At 72.5% G+C, this 20,334-nt stretch carries 22 protein-coding genes; 12 read left to right on the top strand and 10 right to left on the bottom strand.

The window, feature by feature from the left end; genetic code table 11:
* The first annotated feature begins 36 nt into the window (after positions 1-36).
* The 6 genes from RH864_RS09415 to RH864_RS09390 all read left to right on the top strand — a co-directional run bounded on the left by RH864_RS09415 (position 37) and on the right by RH864_RS09390 (position 6,502).
* Positions 37-1,227: an aggregation-promoting factor C-terminal-like domain-containing protein gene (locus tag RH864_RS09415; RefSeq protein WP_310517287.1), complete on the top strand. Its 1,191-nt coding sequence runs from the start codon at positions 37-39 to the stop codon at positions 1,225-1,227.
* Between the two features lie 50 nt (positions 1,228-1,277).
* Entirely contained in the window at positions 1,278-2,093 is an 816-nt protein-coding gene (locus RH864_RS09410; protein WP_310517286.1) for an oxygenase MpaB family protein, read from the top strand.
* A gap of 95 nt (positions 2,094-2,188) precedes the next feature.
* Positions 2,189-2,680, top strand: a complete 492-nt coding sequence (locus tag RH864_RS09405) for an Lrp/AsnC family transcriptional regulator (protein WP_310517285.1) — start codon at positions 2,189-2,191, stop codon at positions 2,678-2,680.
* A 108-nt stretch (positions 2,681-2,788) separates the two neighbouring features.
* Positions 2,789-3,925, top strand: a complete 1,137-nt coding sequence (locus RH864_RS09400; RefSeq protein ID WP_310517284.1) for a thiamine pyrophosphate-dependent enzyme — start codon at positions 2,789-2,791, stop codon at positions 3,923-3,925.
* A gap of 4 nt (positions 3,926-3,929) precedes the next feature.
* The gene (locus RH864_RS09395; RefSeq protein WP_396129957.1) at positions 3,930-5,045 is read left to right on the top strand and encodes an alpha-ketoacid dehydrogenase subunit beta; all 1,116 of its coding nucleotides are present in this window, start codon (positions 3,930-3,932) and stop codon (positions 5,043-5,045) included.
* Complete coding sequence (locus RH864_RS09390; RefSeq protein WP_310517283.1) at positions 5,042-6,502, top strand: dihydrolipoamide acetyltransferase family protein; 1,461 nt, start codon at positions 5,042-5,044, stop codon at positions 6,500-6,502. Before RH864_RS09395 ends, RH864_RS09390 begins: the two co-directional genes overlap by 4 nt.
* A gap of 25 nt (positions 6,503-6,527) precedes the next feature.
* Here RH864_RS09390 and RH864_RS09385 read toward each other — a convergent pair whose 3' ends face one another.
* Both RH864_RS09385 and RH864_RS09380 read right to left on the bottom strand, forming a co-directional pair.
* Positions 6,528-7,061 carry a hypothetical protein gene (locus RH864_RS09385; RefSeq protein ID WP_310517282.1) on the bottom strand — a complete coding sequence of 178 codons (534 nt, stop codon included), beginning with the start codon at positions 7,059-7,061 and terminating at the stop codon, positions 6,528-6,530.
* Positions 7,062-7,179: 118 nt separating this feature from the next.
* A complete protein-coding gene (locus tag RH864_RS09380) occupies positions 7,180-7,911 on the bottom strand; it encodes an aggregation-promoting factor C-terminal-like domain-containing protein (RefSeq protein WP_310517281.1) in 732 nt (243 codons plus the stop codon).
* 336 nt (positions 7,912-8,247) lie between these two features.
* On the opposite strand from RH864_RS09380, the gene RH864_RS09375 reads away from it, so the two are divergent.
* The gene (locus RH864_RS09375; protein WP_310517280.1) at positions 8,248-8,625 is read left to right on the top strand and encodes a YchJ family protein; all 378 of its coding nucleotides are present in this window, start codon (positions 8,248-8,250) and stop codon (positions 8,623-8,625) included.
* Positions 8,626-8,631: 6 nt separating this feature from the next.
* Here RH864_RS09375 and RH864_RS09370 read toward each other — a convergent pair whose 3' ends face one another.
* Complete coding sequence (locus RH864_RS09370; RefSeq protein ID WP_310517279.1) at positions 8,632-9,105, bottom strand: VOC family protein; 474 nt, start codon at positions 9,103-9,105, stop codon at positions 8,632-8,634.
* Between the two features lie 150 nt (positions 9,106-9,255).
* On the opposite strand from RH864_RS09370, the gene RH864_RS09365 reads away from it, so the two are divergent.
* A complete protein-coding gene (locus RH864_RS09365; protein WP_310517476.1) occupies positions 9,256-9,954 on the top strand; it encodes a GTP pyrophosphokinase in 699 nt (232 codons plus the stop codon).
* Between the two features lie 7 nt (positions 9,955-9,961).
* On the opposite strand, the gene ligD is transcribed toward RH864_RS09365, so the two are convergent.
* From ligD to RH864_RS09350, 3 genes are all read right to left on the bottom strand, one after another.
* On the bottom strand, positions 9,962-10,984 hold the full coding sequence (gene ligD, locus RH864_RS09360) for a non-homologous end-joining DNA ligase (RefSeq protein WP_310517278.1): 1,023 nt from the start codon (positions 10,982-10,984) through the stop codon (positions 9,962-9,964).
* 120 nt (positions 10,985-11,104) lie between these two features.
* Positions 11,105-11,425 (bottom strand): DUF2277 domain-containing protein, encoded by a 321-nt coding sequence (locus RH864_RS09355; protein WP_310517277.1) that lies wholly within the window; start codon positions 11,423-11,425, stop codon positions 11,105-11,107.
* Positions 11,373-12,395, bottom strand: a complete 1,023-nt coding sequence (locus tag RH864_RS09350; protein ID WP_310517276.1) for an EamA family transporter — start codon at positions 12,393-12,395, stop codon at positions 11,373-11,375. Before RH864_RS09350 ends, RH864_RS09355 begins: the two co-directional genes overlap by 53 nt.
* A gap of 72 nt (positions 12,396-12,467) precedes the next feature.
* Between RH864_RS09350 and RH864_RS09345 the strand changes: the two genes are divergently transcribed.
* Positions 12,468-13,367 carry a LysR family transcriptional regulator gene (locus RH864_RS09345; protein ID WP_310517275.1) on the top strand — a complete coding sequence of 300 codons (900 nt, stop codon included), beginning with the start codon at positions 12,468-12,470 and terminating at the stop codon, positions 13,365-13,367.
* A gap of 86 nt (positions 13,368-13,453) precedes the next feature.
* A complete protein-coding gene (locus RH864_RS09340; protein WP_310517274.1) occupies positions 13,454-13,633 on the top strand; it encodes a hypothetical protein in 180 nt (59 codons plus the stop codon).
* 54 nt (positions 13,634-13,687) lie between these two features.
* On the opposite strand, the gene RH864_RS09335 is transcribed toward RH864_RS09340, so the two are convergent.
* The 4 genes from RH864_RS09335 to RH864_RS09320 form a co-directional block, all read right to left on the bottom strand.
* On the bottom strand, positions 13,688-14,221 hold the full coding sequence (locus RH864_RS09335; protein ID WP_310517273.1) for a nitroreductase family deazaflavin-dependent oxidoreductase: 534 nt from the start codon (positions 14,219-14,221) through the stop codon (positions 13,688-13,690).
* A complete protein-coding gene (locus tag RH864_RS09330) occupies positions 14,218-15,300 on the bottom strand; it encodes a YihY/virulence factor BrkB family protein (protein WP_310517272.1) in 1,083 nt (360 codons plus the stop codon). Before RH864_RS09330 ends, RH864_RS09335 begins: the two co-directional genes overlap by 4 nt.
* Before the next feature lie 125 nt (positions 15,301-15,425).
* Entirely contained in the window at positions 15,426-16,382 is a 957-nt protein-coding gene (locus RH864_RS09325) for an aggregation-promoting factor C-terminal-like domain-containing protein (protein WP_310517271.1), read from the bottom strand.
* Positions 16,383-16,650: 268 nt separating this feature from the next.
* Positions 16,651-18,411, bottom strand: a complete 1,761-nt coding sequence (locus tag RH864_RS09320; RefSeq protein ID WP_310517270.1) for a cation:proton antiporter — start codon at positions 18,409-18,411, stop codon at positions 16,651-16,653.
* Between the two features lie 236 nt (positions 18,412-18,647).
* Here RH864_RS09320 and msrB point away from each other — a divergent pair, with 236 nt between their 5' ends.
* Both msrB and msrA read left to right on the top strand, forming a co-directional pair.
* Positions 18,648-19,178 carry a peptide-methionine (R)-S-oxide reductase MsrB gene (gene msrB, locus RH864_RS09315; protein WP_310517269.1) on the top strand — a complete coding sequence of 177 codons (531 nt, stop codon included), beginning with the start codon at positions 18,648-18,650 and terminating at the stop codon, positions 19,176-19,178.
* On the top strand, positions 19,175-19,720 hold the full coding sequence (gene msrA, locus RH864_RS09310; RefSeq protein WP_310517268.1) for a peptide-methionine (S)-S-oxide reductase MsrA: 546 nt from the start codon (positions 19,175-19,177) through the stop codon (positions 19,718-19,720). The genes msrB and msrA overlap by 4 nt, the downstream gene beginning before the upstream one ends.
* Positions 19,721-20,334: the final 614 nt, after the last annotated feature.

Genomic DNA, 20,334 nt, shown 5'->3' with positions numbered 1-20,334 from the left:
TGGGTAGACTCGCGGCGCTCGGGAAGGAGATCGCCGGTGGTCGTACGACGACGGATGCGCCGTGCCCGCTGGGTTTCGTCGCGTCCCGCCGCCCCGGTGATCGGTGCGCTCGCGGCGGCCACGCTGCTGCCGATCGCGGTGCTCGGACCCGCCGCACCGGCGTCGGCCAACGACCTGCCCACCTGGGACGACGTCAACGCCGCCAAACAGGACGTCGCGTCGCGCGAGGCCGAGGCCGCACGCATCGACACGCTCATCGGCGGCCTCGAGGTCGAGACCGGCCGTCTCGGTGACGCGGCGGTCAGCGCGGCGTCGGACGCGGCCACGGCCGAGGCCGCGAGCGCCACGGCGGCCGAACGCGCCGGCCGGCTGGGCACCGACGCGGACACCGCGGCCGCACACGCGCAGGTCTCGGCCCAGCGCTTCGGCTACTCGGCGGCGTTGCTCGCGCGTACGGGCGGCGCCGACACCACGCTGCAGCTGTTCTTCGCGCAAGGTCAGCCCGGCGGCGACGACCTGCTCACGAACCTCAGCCGGGTCTCGCGGCTCACCGATCTCTACACGGCCGAGGCGCAGCGCGCCGAGGTCGCACGTGCCGACGCGCAGTCGCTTCGTGAGCAGGCGGACCTCGCCGCCTCGGAGCGCGACCGGCTCGCCGGCGAGGCCGAGGCGAAGGCCGGGGCCGCGAGGGCCGCGCACGAGGCCGCCGAGCGCGAGCTCACGGCGCAGCAGTCCTCGCTGGACACGCTCTACGCGCAGCTCGCGAGCCTGCGCGATCGCTCGGTCGACCTCGAGCGGCAGGTGCGCGGTGCCGAGCAGGCGGCCGCGGAAGCGGCCGAACGCGAGCGCGTGGCCCGCGAAGCGGCCGGCACCCCCGGCGGCGACACCGGCACCGCTCCCCCGCCCGCGGGCGTGATCGTCGATCCTGTGGGCGCGAAGGCGTACGCCCGATCCGCGGTCGCCCGGTACGGGTGGGGCGAGGGCGAGTACCAGTGCCTCGTGTGGCTCTGGGAACGCGAGTCGAACTGGCGCGCCGACGCCTACAACCGGTCGAGCGGCGCCTACGGGATCCCGCAGTCGCTCCCCGGGAGCAAGATGGCCGCGGCCGGCACCGACTGGCGCACGAACGCGGCGACGCAGATCGAGTGGGGACTGTCGTACATCTCCGGCCGCTACGGCGCACCGTGCGGGGCGTGGGCGCACTCGGAACGCGTCAACTGGTACTGAGCCCAGCCGGTCACCGGGGAGCTCGGCGTGTCATCGGGTAGAACGGTGTGATGCCCACCCTCGACGCGGACGCGCTCATCGACGCGGCGTTCACCCGCCATGCCGCGGACGCGCTCATCCTCGCGGGCGGCGGCGCGGCGATCCTGCTGCAGCTGGCCGACCCGCGCATCGCGCGCGGGGTCGCACGGCACAGCGCCTTCCGCGAGGACCCCATGCGACGGCTGTTCGGCACGCTCGACTACGTCTACGCGGTGGCCTCGGGCGACGAACGCCTGCTCGCGGCGACCGTGGCCGACGTGAACGGGCGGCACCGGCCGGTACGTGGTCCCGCCGAGGCATCCGGACCCGCGTACAGCGCGTTCGACCGGGACCTGCAGCGATACGTCGCCTCGACCTTGACCGCGGTCGGCCTTCGCCTCGAGGAACGCCTCGGCGGACCGCTCGACCCGGTCCTGGCCGACGGGTTCGTGGCCAGGTACGGCCGCCTGGCCTCCGCGCTGCAGGGCGGCGCCGCAGGCTGGCCCGAGTCGCGGGCGGGCTTCGATGCCTGGTGGCACGACCGGGTCGCGACGCTCGCCGTCGGCGGCGACGCGCGCGACGTCGCACGTGCGCTGCTCACGAGCCGTTCCGTGCCGCTCTGGCTGCGCGCCGGGCAGCCCGTGCTCAGGCTCGTGACCGCGGCGTTGCTGCCCGATTCGCTGCGCTCGGCGTACGGGTTCCGTTGGACCGCGCGGACCGAGCGCATCGCGAACGCCTGGCTCGACGCGCTCGCCGCCGCGCGCGTGGTCGTGCCCGCGCCGATCCGGGCTGTTCCGATGCGGCGGTCGCTCAGCCGCATGTCGCGGCGTCTCGACCAGATCGGGTGAGCCGCACCGCGTGATGCGCGGCCCCCGCCCGCGCGTCAAGCGGGCGCGTCCCAGGAGGCGAGCCGCTACGCTGGGACCGGAATGCGAGGACGACGATGACCGACCATCCGCACCGGGGGGAACCGCTGGATCCGATCGACCGCCGGATCGTGGCCGAGCTGAGCCGCGACGGCCGGCTCTCGGTGCGGACGCTGGCCGAGCGCGTGCACATCTCCCGCACGGCCGCGCACAACCGCCTGTTGCACCTGCAGCAGCGCGGCGTGATCACGGGCTTCGGCGCGCAGATCGACCGGAAGGCGATCGGCCTCACGATCTCGGCGCTCGTGGTCGTGCGCATCGGGGACGTGCCCTGGGAGGAGATCGCGCAGCGCCTCGCGACGCTGCCGTTCGTCGAGAAGGTGCAGGCGGTGTCGGGCGACATCGACCTCATCCTCACGGTGAGCGCGCCGGACCACGAGCAGCTCGGGCAGGCGATCCTCCGGGACATCCACGATCTGCCCGGCGTCGTGTCGACCCGGTCGCACCTCATCCTCTCGGAGCTGCCCGGCCATCCGCCCGCCCAGACCCTGGACATCTGGCGCAGCTGAGCCCCTGCGCGCCGGACGCCCGGCCCGCGCCGGCACGCGCGCGAGCCGTTCGTTCACGCTTCCGCACTGACGCTCCCCCGCAGCCCGCCGGTGTTCCACCATGAGTGCATGAGCCTCGATGTCGAGCGCCATGATCGCCGGACCCTTCCGACGAGGACCCCGATCCGGCTGCTCGACCACGCCGGTCACGCGGCCGCCGCGCGTGACACCGGCGGGTTCGGCCTTCCCGGTCACGACACGCTGCTCGAGCTCTACCGGCGCATGGTGCTCGCGCGCCGGTTCGACGCCCAGGTGACCGCGCTCACGAAGCAGGGACGGCTCGCGACGTATCCGTCGGCGCACGGCCAGGAGGCGTGCGAGATCGGCGCGGTGTCAGCGCTCACCGACGTGGACTGGCTCTTCCCGACCTATCGCGACAGCATCGCGGTGCTCATGCGCGGCATCGAACCCGGGGCGCTGCTCACCTCGTTCCGCGGCGACTGGCACAACGGGTTCGACCAGTACCGGTATCGCACGTCCATCCAGGCGACGCCGCTCGCGACGCAGGCCCTGCACGCCGTCGGGTTCGCGCACGCGGCCCGGCTGAAGGGCGAGCCGATCGTGTCGCTCGTGTTCCTCGGCGAGGGCGCGACGAGCGAGGGCGACGCGCACGAGGCCTTCAACTTCGCGGCCGTCTGGCAGACGCCGACCGTCTTCGTCGTGCAGAATAACCAGTTCGCGATCAGCACGCCCGTGGCGAAGCAGAGCCACGCCGCGACGCTCGCCGACAAGGCGGTCGGCTACGGCATGCCGGGGCATCACGTCGACGGCAACGACGTCGCCGCGATGTACGCGGTCACCGAGGCCGCGGTCGAGCTTGCGCGCGGCGGGGGCGGTCCGACCCTGATCGAGGGGCTGACGTACCGCATCGAGCCGCACACGAACTCCGACGACCCGACGAGGTATCGTGCGGCGCGCGAGGTCGAGCATTGGGCCAGGCGCGACCCGATCGAGCGGCTCGAGAAGTATCTGCTCTCCGAGGCGGTCCTCACCGAGTCGCTCGCGGCCGAGATCGCCGACGCCGCCGAGGCGCTCGCCGAGACGACGCGCGACGCGCTCGCCGAGGCGCCCCGGCTCGATCCGCTCACGCTCTTCGACCACGTCTACGCCGAGCCGCGCCCCGCACTCGTCGCGCAGCGGGCCGCGCTGGCGGCCGAGCTCGCCGCCGCGCACCAGACGGCACCCGAGACGCGCGAGGCGAGGTGATCGCATGCGCACCGAGACGCCCGGCCAGCCCACCGCTGACGAGACACCTCCCGCTGAAGAGACACCTCCCGCTGACCACACACCTCCCGCGGCCGGTACCTCGGCCGCCGGCGAGACATCCGTCGCCTCGCTCACGATGGCGGGCGCGCTGAACCGGGCGCTGCACGACGCCCTGGCCGAGGACGACCGCGTGGTCGTCTACGGCGAGGACGTCGGCGCGCTGGGCGGCGTGTTCCGGGTGACCGACGGGCTGGAGTCCGAGTTCGGGCCGACGCGCGTGTGGGACGCCCCGCTCGCCGAGGCCGGCATCGTCGGGACCGCGGTCGGCATGGCCATGAACGGCCTGCGGCCGGTCGTCGAGATGCAGTTCGACGCGTTCGCGTACCCGGCGTTCGAGCAGGTCGTCTCGCACGTGGCGAAGATGCGCAATCGCACGCAGGGCCGGGTGGGCCTGCCCCTGGTCATCCGCATCCCGTGCGCGGGCGCGATCGGCGGCGTCGAACACCACTCGGACTCCTCCGAGGCGTACTGGGCGGCCACACCCGGCCTGACCGTCGTCATGCCGTCGAACCCGGCCGACGCGTACTCGATGCTGCGCGAGTCGATCGAGTGCGACGACCCCGTGATCTTCATGGAGCCCAAGAGCCGGTACTGGGCGAAGGCCGACCTGTCGCTTCCGGTCCGCACCGCGCCCATGCGCCGCGCGGCCGTCGTGCGCGAGGGCGCCGACGTCACGCTCCTCGCCTACGGACCCACCGTGCGCACCGCGCTCGAGGCGGCCGACGCCGGCCGGGCGGAGGGGCTGTCGATCGAGGTGCTCGACCTGCGCAGCCTGTCGCCCTTCGACGACGAGACGGTCGCGACCTCGGTCAGGAAGACGTCGCGCGCCGCCGTGATCCATGAGGCCGCCCAGTTCGGGGGCTACGGTGCCGAGGTCGCCGCGCGCGTGACCGAACGCAACTTCCACTGGCTCGCGGCGCCCGTGCTCCGGGTGACCGGATTCGACCTGCCCTACCCGCCGCCCATGCTCGAGGAGCACTTCCTGCCGACCGCGGACCGGGTGCTCGCCGCACTCGCGACCTGGGAGTGGGACGAGGCCGGGGAGTGGGATGAACGATGAGCCGGTCGTTCACCATGCCGGATCTCGGCGAGGGCCTCACCGAGGCGGAGGTCGTGAGCTGGCTCGTCGCGCCGGGTGACCGGGTCGCGATCGATCAGCCCGTGGTCGAGCTCGAATCGGCGAAATCGGTCGTGCAGCTGCCGTCGCCGTTCGCGGGTGTCGTCGAGGCGATCGGCGGTGAGGTCGGGCAGGTGCTGCACACGGGCGACGTGCTGCTCACGCTCGCCGAGCCGGCCCGGTCGCCCGGCGCGCCGGGCGAGGCGACGATTCCGGATGTCCCGGGCAGGGCGGATGCCCCGGGCAGGGCGCATGTCCCGGGCGGGGCGGATGCCTCGGGGCCGACCGGTTCCGACGAGGAGTCGGGGGCCGTGCTCATCGGCTACGGCACGCGCCCGGCGGCCGTGGCCGCGCGTCGGGCTCCCGCGTCGGGGCGATTCGGGCGGCGCGGCGGCGCACCGGCCGGATCGAGCGACCCGGCGTCCGACCCAGAGAGGCCCGCCGTGCTGCTCGATGCGGCGCGCCGCTCCCCCGTACTCTCGCCCATCGTCCGGCGGCTCGCGCGCGAGCACGGGTTCGACGCGAGCCGGCTGCTGGGCAGCGGTCCGGACCACCTCGTGATGCGGCGCGACGTCGAGCACGCGATCGCCGAGCGCGAAGGCGCGCGGGAGGGCGTGGGGGCGGGCGTCTCGCCCGACGCGGGAGGTGCGAGCCCCCGCGTCCCGGACGGACCCGCACGTGATGAGGCCAGCCCCGCACCCGATGCGCACGGCGTGCACCGCGTGCCGCTCGACCGGCACGCGCTCGCCGCAGCCGCACAGTTCGAACGATCACGTCGCGAGATCCCGGACGCGACCGTCTGGCTCGACGTCGACGCGACGGGCCTGCTCGCGGCGCGTCGAGAGCTCGAGCGGGCGACGGGTGAGCGTTTCGGCGTGACCGCGCTCGTCGCGCGGTTCGCGCTGGCCGGCCTCGCCCGCCACCCGCGCCTCAACGGGAGCTATGACGCCGAGCACCGCGAGCTCGTGCTGCACGACCACGTGAACCTCGGGATCGCGACGCAGACCGCGCGCGGCCTTCTGGTGCCGGTCGTGCACGGCGTGCACGTCGCGACGCTGCGCGAACTGCGCGATGCGATCGCGGCGCGGGCTGAGCAGGCGTCGACGGGCGCATTCCCGCCAGATGCGTTGCGCGGGGGCACGTTCACGCTGAACAACTACGGCGCGCTCGGCGTCGACGGCTCGGCGGCGATCCTGAACCACCCCGAGGCCGCGATGCTCGGCATCGGCCGGCTGATCGAGCGGCCGTGGGTCGTCGACGGTGCGCTCGCGGTGCGCACGGTGACCGAGCTCACGCTCTCGTTCGACCATCGCGTGTGCGACGGGGCCGAGGCCGCGGCGTTCCTGACGTTCGTGGCCGCGTGCATCGAACGGCCCGTCTCACTGCTCGCGGATCTGTGAGGTGCGGCGGCGAGCACCGGTCGGGTCAGAAGAACTCGTCAGGCGTGCCCGCGGCGCGTTCGACGTCGCGCGTGTCCTGACCGAGCCCTCTGAGCTTGGAGACCGCCACGCGGAGGCCGGACTCCATCTGAGCCGCCCACGCATCGGACTCGCGCGACGACGCCTCGGCCGCGCGTGCCCGCGCATCGGCGGACTCGGCGGCCTGGTGCGCGTCGCGCACCTGGCGCAGCGCGAGGCTGATGCCGTAGTACGCGGCGACCATGGTCGCGATGGGAGCCGCGATCACCGCGAGCGCACTGATCGCGGCGCCGGTCGGGCTGAAGGCTATGAGGAGCGCGAAGGCGAGGAAGAGCACGACGATCGCCGCGAGCACGACGAGCATGAACCGCAGATCACGGCTCCACTCGACCCGTGAGCCGGAACGCCGGGGCGCGGCCGCGTGCGCGATGGGCGGGGCGGCGTCGGCCGGCGCGTCGGCGGCCGGCTGCTCCGAAAGCGTCTCGAACACCACCGTGGCGTCGTCGTTCGCGGCGTTCGACCGGACCTGTGGGTCTGACATGGTCACCCTCCCTGGTTCCGTGGCTCGGACACCCCATTGTGTGCCGCGTTCGGGGGGTGGTCAAGGCGACCCGTCGGCGCGCCCCGGACTGCCGCCGAGCGGACCCGGCCGCGCCGGCTCAGTACCAGTTGACGGACTGCGAGTGACCCCAGGCCGCGCAGGGCGTGCCGTACCCGCGGGAGATGTAGTCGAGTCCCCAGCGGATCTGCGTCGCTGCGCTCGTCTGCCAGTCGGCCCCGGCGGTGGCCATCTTCGAGCCGGGCAGCGACTGCGGGATCCCGGTGGCACCGCTCGAGCTGTTCATCGCCTGGTAGTTCCAGCCCGACTCCTTCTGCCAGAGGTTCACGAGGCAGCTGTACTGGGACTCGCCCCAGCCGTACTGCGAGGCGGCGAGGTCTCGCGCGAAGGCCTTGGCGCCCGCGGGCGTGTTGGCCTGGGCGAGCGCCTCGGCGTCGGCGCGCGCCCGCTCCTCCTGGGCCCGGTCGAACTCGGCCGCCGCCGCAGCGGTCTGCTGCACCTGGGTCTTGGTCTCCCGGGTGAGCGAGACGACCGTGTCGAGCGGCAACGTCTCGTAGTCGCCGAGCGACGCGACCGAGGCGTGCAGCCCGGAGGCGTCGACCTTGCCGTCGGCGGCCGCGAGGGTCGCCTCAGCCGTCGCGATGGTGTCCTGGGCGGCGCTGATCGCCTTCGCCTGCGCGACCACCGAGTAGGCGGCGAGCTGGTCTCGGTGCAAGCCGGTCGCCTCGGTCACGGCGGCGGTCGCGTCGACGCGCTGCTGGCTGTCGAGCGCCGAGGTCAGCGTGAACCCCGTACCGGCGAGGAGGCCGGCCGCGGCGATGGCGCCGCCCACGACGAGCCCCGCGCGCCGGGACCGGCGCTTCCGGAGGCTCCGGCGCGTCGGGAGCGCCGACTGGGCGGGCTCGGCGCCGACGGAAGCCGGGGTGCGTGCGGTGGTGGTGGAGGTAGAGGACGGAACGGGTGCGGTTTCGTGCGTGGAGGTCTCGTTGCGCATTGGGTTTCGTGAGTCGGGGGTAGGGGTCTCGGGGAGGCGCGCGCCGAACACGCGCACACAAAGCCGGTAGTCTGCACGGCGGCCCTGGGCGGGACCTCCGCCTTTCCTGGGCAATCCATGACTGCGCATGCATACGCGGACTGAGCCGCGCCCGTCTCGGGCCATACTCGTGGGATGACCGAAGCGCCGTGCCCCTGCCGCAGCGGAACGGCCTTCGACGCCTGCTGCGGACCGCTCGTGGGCGGACGCACGAGCGCACCGACCGCGGTACGCCTGATGCGATCGCGCTACACGGCGTTCGCTCTGGGCGAAGCCGGGTATCTGCTCGCGACGTGGCATCCGTCGACCCGGCCCGGATCGCTGGCCCTCGATCCGGAGACGCACTGGCGCTCGCTGCACATCGCGGACACCGTGGCCGGCGGCGAAGCCGACGACGAGGGCGTCGTCGAGTTCGTCGCGCGCTATCGCGACGCCGACGGTCCCGGGCTCCTCGCCGAGCGCAGCCGGTTCCGCCGCGACCGCGGCGAGTGGCGCTATCTCGAAGCCATGTGAGACCCGCTACGCGTCACGGCGCGTGGCATCCGTCTCGAAGCCGTCGAGCGCGGCGCGCTCGTGACTGTCGAGCAGCTCCTCGAACAGCGTGATCTGCAGGTCGCCCGGCGCGTCCAGTCGCGAGTTCAGCGAACGCCACGGCGTCTCAACCGGCTCCGCGACGACGCGTGCGCCGACGCCCTCGAGCCGTCGGGTCGCCCCGGTCGCGTCGGTGACCTCGAAGGCCAGCCGGATCCTGGGGCTCTCGCGCCCGCCGGCCTCGATCGCGTCGATCGCACGCTTGTGCCCCGGACTCGCGAGCTCGAGCGTCGCGCGACCCGCGTCGAGGATCGCGACCCGGTCGTCGTCGTCGCCGTCGGCGAACGCGAGGAGCTCGGGCATGCCGAGGGCGTCGCGATAGAACGCGACCGCGGCATCGAAGTCGTCGGTCTCGACGACGACGCGGAGCTGGAGCACGGGGGTGGGAGAGGCATCCGTCATGGTCGGATGATGCCATGCCTGCGGGCCGCGCGCGACCGAGGCGCGCGACCGAGGCATCAGAGCGGATCCGGAGGTTGGCGTCCTAGCGTGAGAGACGTGACCCCCCTCGATGACACCCCCGCCCCGGCACGGCGTAGCGTGTCGGCGCCGATGCTGACCGCTCGGGCTCAGCAGACCCTCGACACGCTCGACGAGGAGGCGCTCAGCGAGATGCGGGCGCTGCGCGACGACACCGAGCGGTTCATGATGCGCTACAAGTTCGGCATGGACGAGATCATCACGAAGCTGACGATCCTGCGCGAGGAGTTCAACCAGGCACACGACTACAACCCCATCGAGCACATCTCGAGCCGGCTGAAGAGCCTCGAGAGCGTCATCGCGAAGATGGAGCGCAAGGGCGTGGCGCCGAGCTTCGACGCGATCAGCGAGACCATCACCGACATCGCCGGGGTCCGCGTGACCTGCAGCTTCGTCTCCGACGCGTACCGCATCTTCGAGCTGCTGACGGCGCAGCCCGACCTCAGGGTGCTGACCGTGAAGGACTACATCGCCCACCCCAAGCCCAACGGCTACCAGAGCCTGCACGCCATCGTCGAGGTGCCGGTGTTCCTGTCGACCGGGGCGCACCCGGTCACGGTCGAGGTGCAGATCCGCACGATCGCGATGGACTTCTGGGCGAGCCTCGAGCACAAGATCTACTACAAGTACGACCGTCAGGTGCCGCAAGAGCTGCTCGACGGGCTCACCGATGCGGCGCGCACGGCCGCCGAGCTCGACGGCCGCATGGAGTCGCTGCACCGCGAGGTGCACGGCATGCCCAAGCCGTACCCGGCGACCCGGCTCGCCTGACCGGGCGTCAGTCGCGGCGCTTCGCGCGGCTCGGCTGCACCCGCATCGGCTCGCCGGGCATCTTCGGGAAGTCGGGCGGGAACGGCACCTCACCGAGCCCGTCCGCGAGGTCGCGCTGCCACCACTCGAGCAGCACGTCGATGCGCCCCGGATCGTCGTGCATGCCGGCCCACGGATCGCCGCGCTCCGCGAGCCGCGCGGGCACCGTGCGGATCGTGAGCTCGCGCGGGTCGGCGGACTCGAGCTCAGACCACTCCAGCGGGCACGACACCGACGCCCACGGGAGCGCGCGGGGGCTGTACGCCCCGGCCATCGTGCGGTCGCGGTTCGCCTGGTTGTAGTCGACAAAGAGCCGCTCGCCGCGCTCCTCCTTCCACCAGGCGGTTGTCACGCGCTCGGGCATGCGCCGCTCGAGCTCGCGCGCCGCGGCGATGACCGCGTGCCGCACGTCGAGGAACTCGTGCCCCGGCTCGATGGGCGCGAACACGTGGATGCCCCGGTTGCCCGAGGTCTTCACGAACGCCGTGAGCCCGGCCTCCGCGAGGATCTCGCGCAGCGCGAGCGCGGGCTCGACGGCCTCGGCGAACCCCGTGCCCGGCTGCGGGTCGAGATCGATGCGCAGCTGGTCGGGGAAGTCGGAGGTCTCGGCCCGCGACGCCCACGGGTGGAAGACCACGGTGTTCATCTGCGCAGCCCAGACGGCGGCCGCCGGCTCGTCGATCACCAGCTGGGGGTGCGAGCGCCCGCTCGGATACGTCACCGGGACGGCGCGTACCCAGTCGGGCGCGCCCTTCGGCGGGTTCTTCGAGTAGAACTGCTCGCCCTCGATACCCTCGGGGAACCGCTGCAGCGACACCGGCCGGTCGCCGTTCGCGGCGACGAAGGCCTCGCCGACGGCCACCAGGTACTCGGCGAGCTCGAGCTTCGTGATCCCCGGCTCGGGCCAGATCTCGCGCGACGGACTCGAGATGCGGACGCTGCGGTCGCCGTGCGGGCCCGGGACGGTGAGGGTGGTGGCCGATGCTGGCATGTCCGCGACGTTACCGCAGCCCGGCGACACGCAGGCGGGTCGTCGATGCCCGCCGGCGCGGTTGCGCGTCGCCCGGGCGGCGCGCTCCCCCGTTGCTCACGCGGCGAGGTTTCCCGCTGTTCAGGCGCTGACGGCCGCCTCGCGCGCCGCGAGCTGCGCCTCGCCGAGCCGCTGCGCCTCGTAGCGCTTGGCCGACCGGGCGCGCGCCTTCGTGGCCTCGGCCTCGCGATCCCTCGGCGGGGCGGTGGTCACGAGGTCGTCGAGCAGGTGCCTCGTGATGTGCGCGATCTCGGCGACCGCGCGATCGAAGGCCTCGGCGTTCGCCTTCGAGGGTTTCGTCGAGCCGCTCACCTTGCGGACGAACTGCAGCGCGGCGGCGTGCACCTCGTCATCGGTCGCCGCCGGCTCGAAGTTGTGGAGGACGTGGATGTTCCGGCACATGCGGCGAGGATAACGTCTCGCCGGGCGAGTCGGCCACGCTCCCAGGACGGATGCCTCGGGCCGGACGGGTGTCTCGCGCCGGACGGGTGGCTCGTGCCCGGCGCGTCAGCTGCCCGAGCGCAACGCCGCCCACGAGCAGCACGCTGCCCGCGAGCTCGAGCGGGTTCGGCCGCTCGCCGAGCACGATCGCCGCCGAGACGAGGCCGACGGGCGGCGCGAGCAGCGCGAACGGTGCGACGAGACCCGCGGGGTACCGGCCGAGCAGCGAGTACCAGATGGTGTAGCCGACCAGCGACGCGAGCACGACCGTGTACGCGAGACTCAGCACGGTCGGCCAGCCGATGGTCGTGAGCGCCTCGCCGACCACCGCCGGACCGTCGAGCAGCAGGCTGAGCGCGAGCATCGGCACGGGCACGACGGCCGCGGACCAGACCACCATGCCGAAGCCGTTGGCCGGCCCGGCCGAGCGCGCGACGACGTTGCCGATGCCCCAGCTGAGCCCCGCCGCCACGCAGATGAGCAGCGGAAGCAGGGCCGCGGTGCCCGCCCCGCCCGCGGCGCCCTCGAGTCGTCCGAGCGCGACGACGCCGAGTCCGGCGAAGCCGACCGCCGCGCCGGCGAGCTGGCGCCCGGTGGGCCGTTCGCGCAGCGCGATCGCCGCGACGACGATCGTGAAGATCATCTGGCACTGCAGCACGACCGCAGCCAGCCCGGCGGGCAGTCCGAGGTGCATCGCCGTGAACAGCAGCCCGAACTGGCCCGCGCTCACGAACAGGCCGACGCCGACGATAGTGCGCCACGGCGCCGTCGGCTTCCGGACGAAGAAGATCAGCGGCACCGCGACGAGCGCGAACCGCAGCGCGACGAGCACGAGCGGCGGCGTGTCGCGGAGACCGAGATCGATCGCGAGGAAGTTCACGCCCCAGATCACCGCGACGAACACCGCGAGGACGACGTGTTTCGGGGCCATGCGATCAGCTTGGACCGTCAGAACGTGCAGCACCAGCACCGATTCATTCCGATGACCACGTACGATTCCTTCATGATCGACCTGCAGGGCCTCCGCGCGCTCGTGGCCGTCGAGCGTGGCGGTTCGGTGGTCGCGGCGGCCGAACGGCTCGGGTACACGGCCTCGGCCGTCTCGCAGCAGGTCAAGAAGCTCGAGCGCGACCTCGGCGCGCCGCTGCTCGAGCGCCGCGGGCGAGGCGTGCTGCTCACCGAGCGGGGGCGCATGCTCGTCGCCGATGGCGAGGCCCTGCTCGACGGATTCGAACGTCTGACGACGATGGCGACCGCGTCGCGCGCGGTCGCGCCGTTGCGGATCGCCTCGTTCTCGACCGCGACCAGAGGGCTCCTGGCCCCACTCATCGGCGACGGCGACGGCCGGCTCGGCGTGCCGCTCACGATCACGAGCGTCGACCCGTTCGAGGCCATGGACCTCGTCGCGGACGGCCGGGTCGATCTGGCCGTCGTGCACAACTGGAACTCGGTCCCGCTCGTCGCGCCGTCCCACGTCGTGACCCGCCACCTCTGCTGGGACGAGGCCGACATCGTGCTCCCGGCGACGCATCCGCTCGCCGCCCATGAGACGATCGCGCGCGCCGCCCTGGTCGACGAGGCGTGGGCGAGCACGCCGCGCGGGGCGATCTGTCATGAGGCGCTGCTGCGGATCTTCGCCGACCTCGGAGCGCTGCCGCGCATCGTCGCCGAGGACCCCGACTTCTCGTCGCTCGTCGAGCTCGCGGCGGTGGGCGCCGCGATCGCACTCGTCCCGCGACTCGGTCGACCCCCGCTGCCGGAGGGCGCCGTCGCGCGTCCGCTCGCGGACCACAGCCAGGTCCGCGAGGTGCGCGTGGCCTTCCGGCACACGATGGCCGAGAGCGCGACCGTGCGCACGGTCGTCGACGCGCTCGAGGCCGTCGGTGCCGCGTACGGCGGATGAGCGTCAACCCCTTGGAGCGGCGCCCGCGGGCGAGTAGCGTCGCGCGCAGGACCGTCGGACGCCGGTCCGCACCGATGGGAGGACTCATGAGCGACCCGCTGCGCCCTGAGGGCGAGTACACCGACTCCGAACTGCCGCTCGACGCGGAGCTGCCGACCGAGGAGTACGAAGACGTCGAGGAGGCGCTCGAAGAGGGCGACGACGTCGAGATCGTCGAGGTCGTGGATCTCGGCGAGGAGGAACCCGGGGGTTCGGTCCCCAACTGACGTGAGCATCGGCCGCACCCGCGGCTCTCCCCCGGGCCGAGACGCGCCGCCGAGTCAGCGCCGCGTGTCGGAACCCGGGAGGGAGCCGCGGGTGTCCGTCGTGCGACGCACCGGCTGCAGGAGGAAGAGCCGGACCGTCCGCCCGGAGTCGCGCTCGTAGCCCCGGTATCCGGGCCATTGACGTTCGATCCGCGCCCACGCGGCGTCGCGCGCGTCGTCGGGGATGCGCGTCGCGTGCACCGCGAGCCGGCGGCCGCGGACCGTGATCGCGGCGTCCGGGTGGGCGATCAGGTTGTAGGTCCAGGCCGGATGCCTCGCCTGGGCGAAGCTCGTCCCGGCGACGATGGCCCGGCCCTCGCCGTCCGGCGTGTACATCAGGGCGGTGTCCCGCGGCTCGCCCGAGCGGGCCCCCACGGTGTGCAGCACGAGCGAGGGCACGAGGAGCGCGCTGAGCTGGACCCGGCCGTGCGAGAGCCGGGCGAGCGCGCGTTCGACCGGCGGAAGGAGCACCGGACCGAGCCGGCGGAAGACGCGCGTCCGGGTGAGCGGTGCGATGACGCGCCGGACGGTGTCGACCGCCACGTTCACCGGCCCGCCTCCGCGTCGACGGCGGCCTTCGCCGCCTGGACCTCCTGCGCGGCATCCTGTGCCCGGCGTTCGGCGCGCTTCAGCCGGCGGAGCGCCATCGACCGCGCGCCGTAGCGCTCAGCGACCCGGTCCTGCGCCTCGTCGACGCTCGTGATCGTGTAGGCGCCCGCGATGAGGATGACCTGCGCCGAGAAGTTGAACCAGATCAGGAGCGCCACGATCGACCCGACCGACGCCAGCAGCGGGTTGCTCGAGGCGCCGCCGATGAAGAGCCCCGAGAGCACCTGCAGCACCGTGAGCCCGATGCCGCCGAGCACGGCGCCGACCCAGAGTGCACGCGCCGACGGCTTCAGCCCCGAGAGCAGCCGGAACAGGCCGGCGACGGCGATCGTGTCGATCGCGAACGTGACGAGGATCGCGACGGCCCGGGTGCCGATGTCCGCGAGCGGGCTTCGCTGTCCGATCCCGAGCCAGTCGAACACCGCGCCGAGCGCGCTCGTCCCGGCGAAGGTCACGGCCGCCGCCGCCCCGAGCAGCAGGCCGAACCCGATGGCGATCGCGAGATTGCGCAGCAGCACCCAGAGGAAGAACGTGTCGGGGTTCGGAAGCCCCGCGAGCTCGCGGTACGCCGTGCTCAGCGAGGCGACGGCGCCGATCGCGGTGCCCACGAGACCGACGATCGCGATGATGCCCGCGATGCTGAACGTGAGCGGCTGCACCAGATCTGCCGGGTCGATCAGCGCGTCCTCGCCGATCAGGCCGGGGATCGCCGTGTCGACCGTCTGGACCAGGGCGTCCATCGCGTCGCGGTTGCCCGCGAGCCAGAGCCCGGCGACCGCGAAGCCGAGGAAGACGCCGGCGAACACCGAGAACAGCGTTCGATACGTGACGCTGTCGGCGAGCATGGCGCCGTGGCGCTCCTGGTACAGCAGGAACGCGCGAGCCGGCTTGGTGCTGAGCACCCACGCGACGATGCGCTTCACGCGATCCATCAGGCCCGGCTTGGCCGGTCGGGTCGTCGACGTCGACGCCGAGGTCGACGGGCGGCTCGTCTCGAGATTCGGCGCATCCTCTGCCATCGCACCAGGTTAACGACCGAGCGCGGAGCGCACGGGTGCTTGACACACCCCGCGCGCTCCGCGCATGCTCCGGCCCATTCGGTCAGGCCGTTCGGTCAGGCCGTTCGGTCAGGCCGTTCGGCCGGTCAGTACCAGCCCTGGCTCTGCGACGTGCTCCAGGCACCGCACGGCGTGCCGTAGCGGCCCGCGATGTAGCCGAGACCCCAGGTGATCTGGGTCGCCGGGTTGGTCTGCCAGTCGGCGCCCGCGCTGGACATCTTGCTGCCGGGCAGGGCCTGCGGGATGCCGTACGCACCGCTGCTGGAGTTCTGGGCGGTGTGGTTCCAGCCGGATTCCTTGTTCCACAGCGAGACGAGGCATCCGAACTGGTCCTCGCCCCAGCCGTACTGGGCCGCCATCAGGTCCCGCGCGATCGCCTGCGCGCCGCTCGGGTTGGCCGGCGCCGACGGCGTCGACGGGGTCGCCGCGGCGCGCTCGGCAGCCGCCTTCGCGGCGGCCTCGGCCTCGGCGGCAGCGCGCGCCGCCGCCTCGGCGGCGGCGGGCTGCTCCGCGGGGACGCGGGCGAACACGGCGATCTGGGCCCTTACGGCCTCCGGGTGCGCCGAGGTCTCCTTGGCGAGCGTGAACACCTGTCCGGCGTCGAGTCGCTTGTACTCGCCGAGCGACGCGACCGACGACGACAGCACGGCGGCGTCGGTCTTGCCGCTGGCCGCGGCGATCGTGTCATTGGCGACCGAGAGGGTGTCCTCGGCGACCTTGGCGGCCCGCGCATCGAGGACCGTGCTGTGGCTCGCAGCCTGCTCGACGTCCGGGTTCGCCGCGGCGACGAGGGCGCTGGTGTGAGCGATGCGCTCGTTCTGCGCGCCCACCGCCGACTGCACGGCGAAGCCGGTGCCCGTCAGGGCGCCGACGGCGATGACGGCGCCCGCGACCAGGAAGGGCGTCCTGCGTCTCGGCTGCGCGTTGCGTTCGGCGCGCCGTGCGGCCCGGCGACCGGATCGCGTCTCGAGGTCGGCCGTGGCCGAGTCGACGGTGATGAGTGATGTGGAGTTGGTGTCAGAGGAAGGAGTCTGGTTCTGCATACGGTTCACATGGCCCGTGCCCGGCGAGGTGCCGGGCAGCGGGCGGGGTCTCGACGTTCGTCTTCAGGGATCGACAGGCTCCGGGGTACAGAGCCTGAAATCAGGGTCACGCTCGGCGGGGGCGCCTTGCGATCATGCTGCCGATGGCGACACGAAGCCGCCAGTCTGCCGCCGTCTGCTCCACGAGTCCTCCGCGGGACCTGGGAATCTCATCAAAATTGATGTGCTCGCATACATTCTGTGGCAACTGTCGGGGAGTGCACGGCGCTCACGACGCGCCGCCGCCGTCGTTCCTCAGCTCCATGCTGATCTGATCGGCATCGAGCGTCTCGAGCATGCGGCCGAGCACCTCCGAGCTGAAGATCCCGTCGTCGCGCGCCTCGAGCAGGGCGTCGCGCTGCGCCGCGATGATCTCGAGCCTGAGCTGCCGGAACTCCTCCTCGGACGGCCGGCGGGCCGGTGCGGATGCCTCGCGCTCGACGCGCGCGACGAGGTCGGAGACGGGGGCGCTCTCGGCAGGCGATGCCGGATCGGCCGCGCCGCGACGTCGGCGCAGGACGTCCTCCGCCACGGTGCGCAGGAGCTGCCGGATCTCCGCACGTTCGCCGGCCATCGCCTGGTGGTCGACGCCGGCCGGCTTCACCACGCGGACGAGCCAGGGCAGGGTACCGCCCTGACCGATCAGAGAGAAGGCCGCGACGAAGAAGGCCGTGATGACGAGCAGCGAGCGCACGGGCGTGTCCTCGGGCAGGGTCTGTGCCGCGGCGAGCGTGACGGCACCGCGCATGCCGGCCCACACGATGACGGTCCCCTCGCGCCAGCCGAGGGGGACGGCGAGGAAGTAGTCGAGATCGGCGACCTTCCGGCGGAGCCGGGTGCGCAGCCGAGCGATGCGGGCGTCGCTCGGCACGTGCCGGCGGGAGCGCTGATGGCGTTCGGCCTCGCGATCGGCCACGTCCTCGGCGAGCTCGGCGAGGTCGTGATCGTCGAGGCGCTGCTGCGCGGCCGTGAGCTTCGGTCTGAGCGCGGCCGCGCGGCGGGTGCGGGCGGCGAAGATCGCGAGCGTCGGGAACACGTACGCCGCGCGGACGAGCAGGATGGCCGGCAGCGCGACGAGTGCGAGGCCGATGCCGTGGTGGATGCCCAGCTGCTCGTTGGTGAGCTCGTGCAGGAGTGCGGACATCTCGAGTCCCATGAGCAGGAACACCCCACCCTCGAGGATGAGCTCGATGGTCCGCCAGGTCTGCACGTCGGATTGCCGGTGCTGCGGGGTGAGGTTCCTGATCGCACCGCGCCCGGTGACCAGCCCGGCGACCACCGCGGCCACGAGGCCGGACGCGCCGAGTGCGTCGGCCGGCACGCTCGCGACGAACGGCACCGCGATCGAGATGACGGTGTTCACCGTCGCGTCGGTCACCTTCGACCGGACCCAGAGGTTGACCTTGCCGACCACGTAGCCGAACACGAGCGCCACGGCGACCGCGAAGAGGAAGTCGCCCGCGACGTCCCAGAACGTCACCGACGCGGCGGATGCGGCGATCGCGGATCTGAGCAGCACGAGCGCGGTGGCGTCGTTCAGCAGGCTCTCGCCCTCGAGGACCGTGACGATGCGTGGGGACACGCCGAGGCGTTTCACGATCGAGGTGGCGACCGCGTCGGTCGGGCTCACGATCGCGCCGAGCGCGATCCCGCCCGCGAGACCGAGCCCGGGGATGAGGGCGGCGAAGACGACGCCGAGGACGACGGCGCTGAGTACGACCAGCACGACGGAGAACCCGCCGATCGCGCTGAACTCGCGGCGGAACTCCATGGACGGCATGGCCACCGACGCCGAGTAGAGCAACGGCGGGAGGACCCCGGCGAGGATCCATTCGGGATCGATCTGGACGTCGGGCACGAACGGCAGGAAGCTCACGAGCACGCCGACGACCACGAGCAGGAGGGGGGCGGCGACCCGGAGCCTGGGCCCGATCGCCGTCGCGGCGGCGATGCCCAGCAGACCCAGCACGCCGACGATGAGCAGCTCCACGCGTCTCCCCTGTCATGTTCGGTGGCATCGCATCTCGGTGCGTGAGCACCCCGGTGCGTCGTGTCGACGTGCCCGTGTGTCGGGCCCGCTCAAGTCTGTCGCACGAGGGGTTCGTGCCGCACACGACGCGCTCACAGCGAATCGACAGCTTCACCCGACGGTTCGCGGAACAGTTCGCCCGCCCCACCTGTTCTTTCCTATGACGCCGCAGCCGGCGGCGTCGAGATGGAGGAACCGTGTCACACGAGTACCGAAAGACTCCCGAGTCGCTCGCGCGTCTCACGCCCCTGCAGCGCAAGGTCACGCAGGATGACGCGACCGAGCCCGCCTTCCGCAACCAGTACTGGGACAACAAAGAGCCCGGCATCTACGTCGACGTCGTCTCCGGACAGCCGCTGTTCAGCTCGACGGAGAAGTACGACAGCCGCTCGGGGTGGCCGAGCTTCACCAAGCCGATCGACGACGCGACCGTGAGCGAGCACGTCGACCGGACGTTCTTCATGAAGCGCGTCGAGGTCCGCTCGACCGGCGCCGACAGCCACCTGGGACATGTCTTCGATGACGGCCCCACCGATGAGGGCGGGCTGCGGTACTGCATCAACTCCGCGGCGTTGCGCTTCGTGCCCGTCGACCGCCTCGAGGCGGAGGGGTACGGCGAGTACCTCGCGCGATTCGGGCGCACTCCCGCCGGCGACACCGCCGGCGCCAGCACCAGTGCCAGCATCGACCACCCCACCGCCTCCACCGACGAGGAGCACGCATCATGACCGCACCAGGCGCCGTCACCAGCATTCCGGGTACCGAGACCGCGGTTCTCGCGGGCGGATGTTTCTGGGGCATGGAGGATCTCATCCGGAAGCGGACCGGGGTCGTCGACACCCGTGTCGGCTACACGGGCGGGCAGAACGAGTATGCGACCTACCGCAACCACCCGGGCCACGCGGAGGCGATCGAGATCGTCTACGACCCCGCGAAGACGAGCTACCGGGAGCTGCTCGAGTTCTTCTTCCAGATCCACGACCCGACCACGCTGAACCGTCAGGGCAATGACGTCGGCACCAGCTACCGGTCGGCGATCTTCCCGACGACGCCCGAGCAGGAGGCGGTCGCGCGCGACACGATCGCCGACGTCGAGGCGTCCGGCATCTGGCCGGGCGACGTGGTCACGACGATCGAGCCCGCCGGCCCGTTCTGGGAGGCCGAGCCCGAGCACCAGGACTACCTCGAGCGCATGCCGTGGGGCTACACGTGCCACTTCGTGCGCCCGGGCTGGACGCTGCCGAAGCGCGACCAGCCCGTGACCCGGTAGCCCACCCGACGTCGCGAGCACGCTCGCGCACCCACCGGCCGTCGTCGGCATCATCGTGCCGGCGACGGCCTTCGCGTACGGCGCGAACCCCTCCGCGCGCCGATCTCTCGCTGTGCCGGATCCTGATGCCGGCACGTGTCTCGCGCGCGGCGCGACGTCGCCGCGCATGCCCCCCGCGCGCCTGCGTGGGTCCTGACGCCGGCACCGGCTCTGCGCGCGGTGCACCGTCAACGCGCACTCGCACATTCGTCAGGCGCGGGCCCTGACGTCGGCACAGGCCTCGCGCGGTGCGCCGTTGCCGCGCATGCCCCTGGGCGCCCGCGTCGATCCTGGCCGTCGTCCCGGCGCTGGCGTAGCGCGGGGTGTACCGTCGCCGCGCACTCCCATGCTCGCCATGGGCGAGTGCGTCCATGCGTGGTTTCTTGCGTGTGCATTCCGTGGGCGTGCTGTGCTCATGCGGCCGGTACCGCGGGTTCGGCGTGTGGTGGGTGTGGGGTGTGTGTGGTTCTGGGTGGTGGGGTGGGGTCGAATCGGGTTCGGCCGCCGAGGCGTGGGGTTTGGGTGGGGTCGATGTGTGGGGGTGGGGTGAACCAGGTGTGTGGGCCGTTGGTGTG

Source organism: Agromyces aerolatus (genome assembly GCF_031432255.1).
Classification (GTDB): Bacteria; Actinomycetota; Actinomycetes; order Actinomycetales; family Microbacteriaceae; genus Agromyces.
This window is presented reverse-complemented; position numbering and strand designations above follow the sequence as displayed.

What these genes read in the sequence shown, in the direction of transcription:
- RH864_RS09410 (WP_310517286.1), top strand. Translation starts at nt 1,278, where the DNA reads ATGCCCACCCTCGACGCGGACGCGCTCATCGACGCGGCGTTCACCCGC.
- RH864_RS09350 (WP_310517276.1), bottom strand. Translation starts at nt 12,395, where the DNA reads ATGGCCCCGAAACACGTCGTCCTCGCGGTGTTCGTCGCGGTGATCTGG.
- RH864_RS09340 (WP_310517274.1), top strand. Translation starts at nt 13,454, where the DNA reads ATGAGCGACCCGCTGCGCCCTGAGGGCGAGTACACCGACTCCGAACTG.
- RH864_RS09395 (WP_396129957.1), top strand. Translation starts at nt 3,930, where the DNA reads ATGCGCACCGAGACGCCCGGCCAGCCCACCGCTGACGAGACACCTCCC.
- RH864_RS09325 (WP_310517271.1), bottom strand. Translation starts at nt 16,382, where the DNA reads ATGCAGAACCAGACTCCTTCCTCTGACACCAACTCCACATCACTCATC.
- RH864_RS09365 (WP_310517476.1), top strand. Translation starts at nt 9,256, where the DNA reads ATGCTGACCGCTCGGGCTCAGCAGACCCTCGACACGCTCGACGAGGAG.
- RH864_RS09400 (WP_310517284.1), top strand. Translation starts at nt 2,789, where the DNA reads ATGAGCCTCGATGTCGAGCGCCATGATCGCCGGACCCTTCCGACGAGG.
- RH864_RS09390 (WP_310517283.1), top strand. Translation starts at nt 5,042, where the DNA reads ATGAGCCGGTCGTTCACCATGCCGGATCTCGGCGAGGGCCTCACCGAG.
- RH864_RS09375 (WP_310517280.1), top strand. Translation starts at nt 8,248, where the DNA reads ATGACCGAAGCGCCGTGCCCCTGCCGCAGCGGAACGGCCTTCGACGCC.
- RH864_RS09385 (WP_310517282.1), bottom strand. Translation starts at nt 7,061, where the DNA reads ATGTCAGACCCACAGGTCCGGTCGAACGCCGCGAACGACGACGCCACG.
- RH864_RS09355 (WP_310517277.1), bottom strand. Translation starts at nt 11,425, where the DNA reads ATGTGCCGGAACATCCACGTCCTCCACAACTTCGAGCCGGCGGCGACC.
- RH864_RS09405 (WP_310517285.1), top strand. Translation starts at nt 2,189, where the DNA reads ATGACCGACCATCCGCACCGGGGGGAACCGCTGGATCCGATCGACCGC.
- RH864_RS09370 (WP_310517279.1), bottom strand. Translation starts at nt 9,105, where the DNA reads ATGACGGATGCCTCTCCCACCCCCGTGCTCCAGCTCCGCGTCGTCGTC.
- ligD (WP_310517278.1), bottom strand. Translation starts at nt 10,984, where the DNA reads ATGCCAGCATCGGCCACCACCCTCACCGTCCCGGGCCCGCACGGCGAC.
- RH864_RS09345 (WP_310517275.1), top strand. Translation starts at nt 12,468, where the DNA reads ATGATCGACCTGCAGGGCCTCCGCGCGCTCGTGGCCGTCGAGCGTGGC.
- RH864_RS09330 (WP_310517272.1), bottom strand. Translation starts at nt 15,300, where the DNA reads ATGGCAGAGGATGCGCCGAATCTCGAGACGAGCCGCCCGTCGACCTCG.
- msrA (WP_310517268.1), top strand. Translation starts at nt 19,175, where the DNA reads ATGACCGCACCAGGCGCCGTCACCAGCATTCCGGGTACCGAGACCGCG.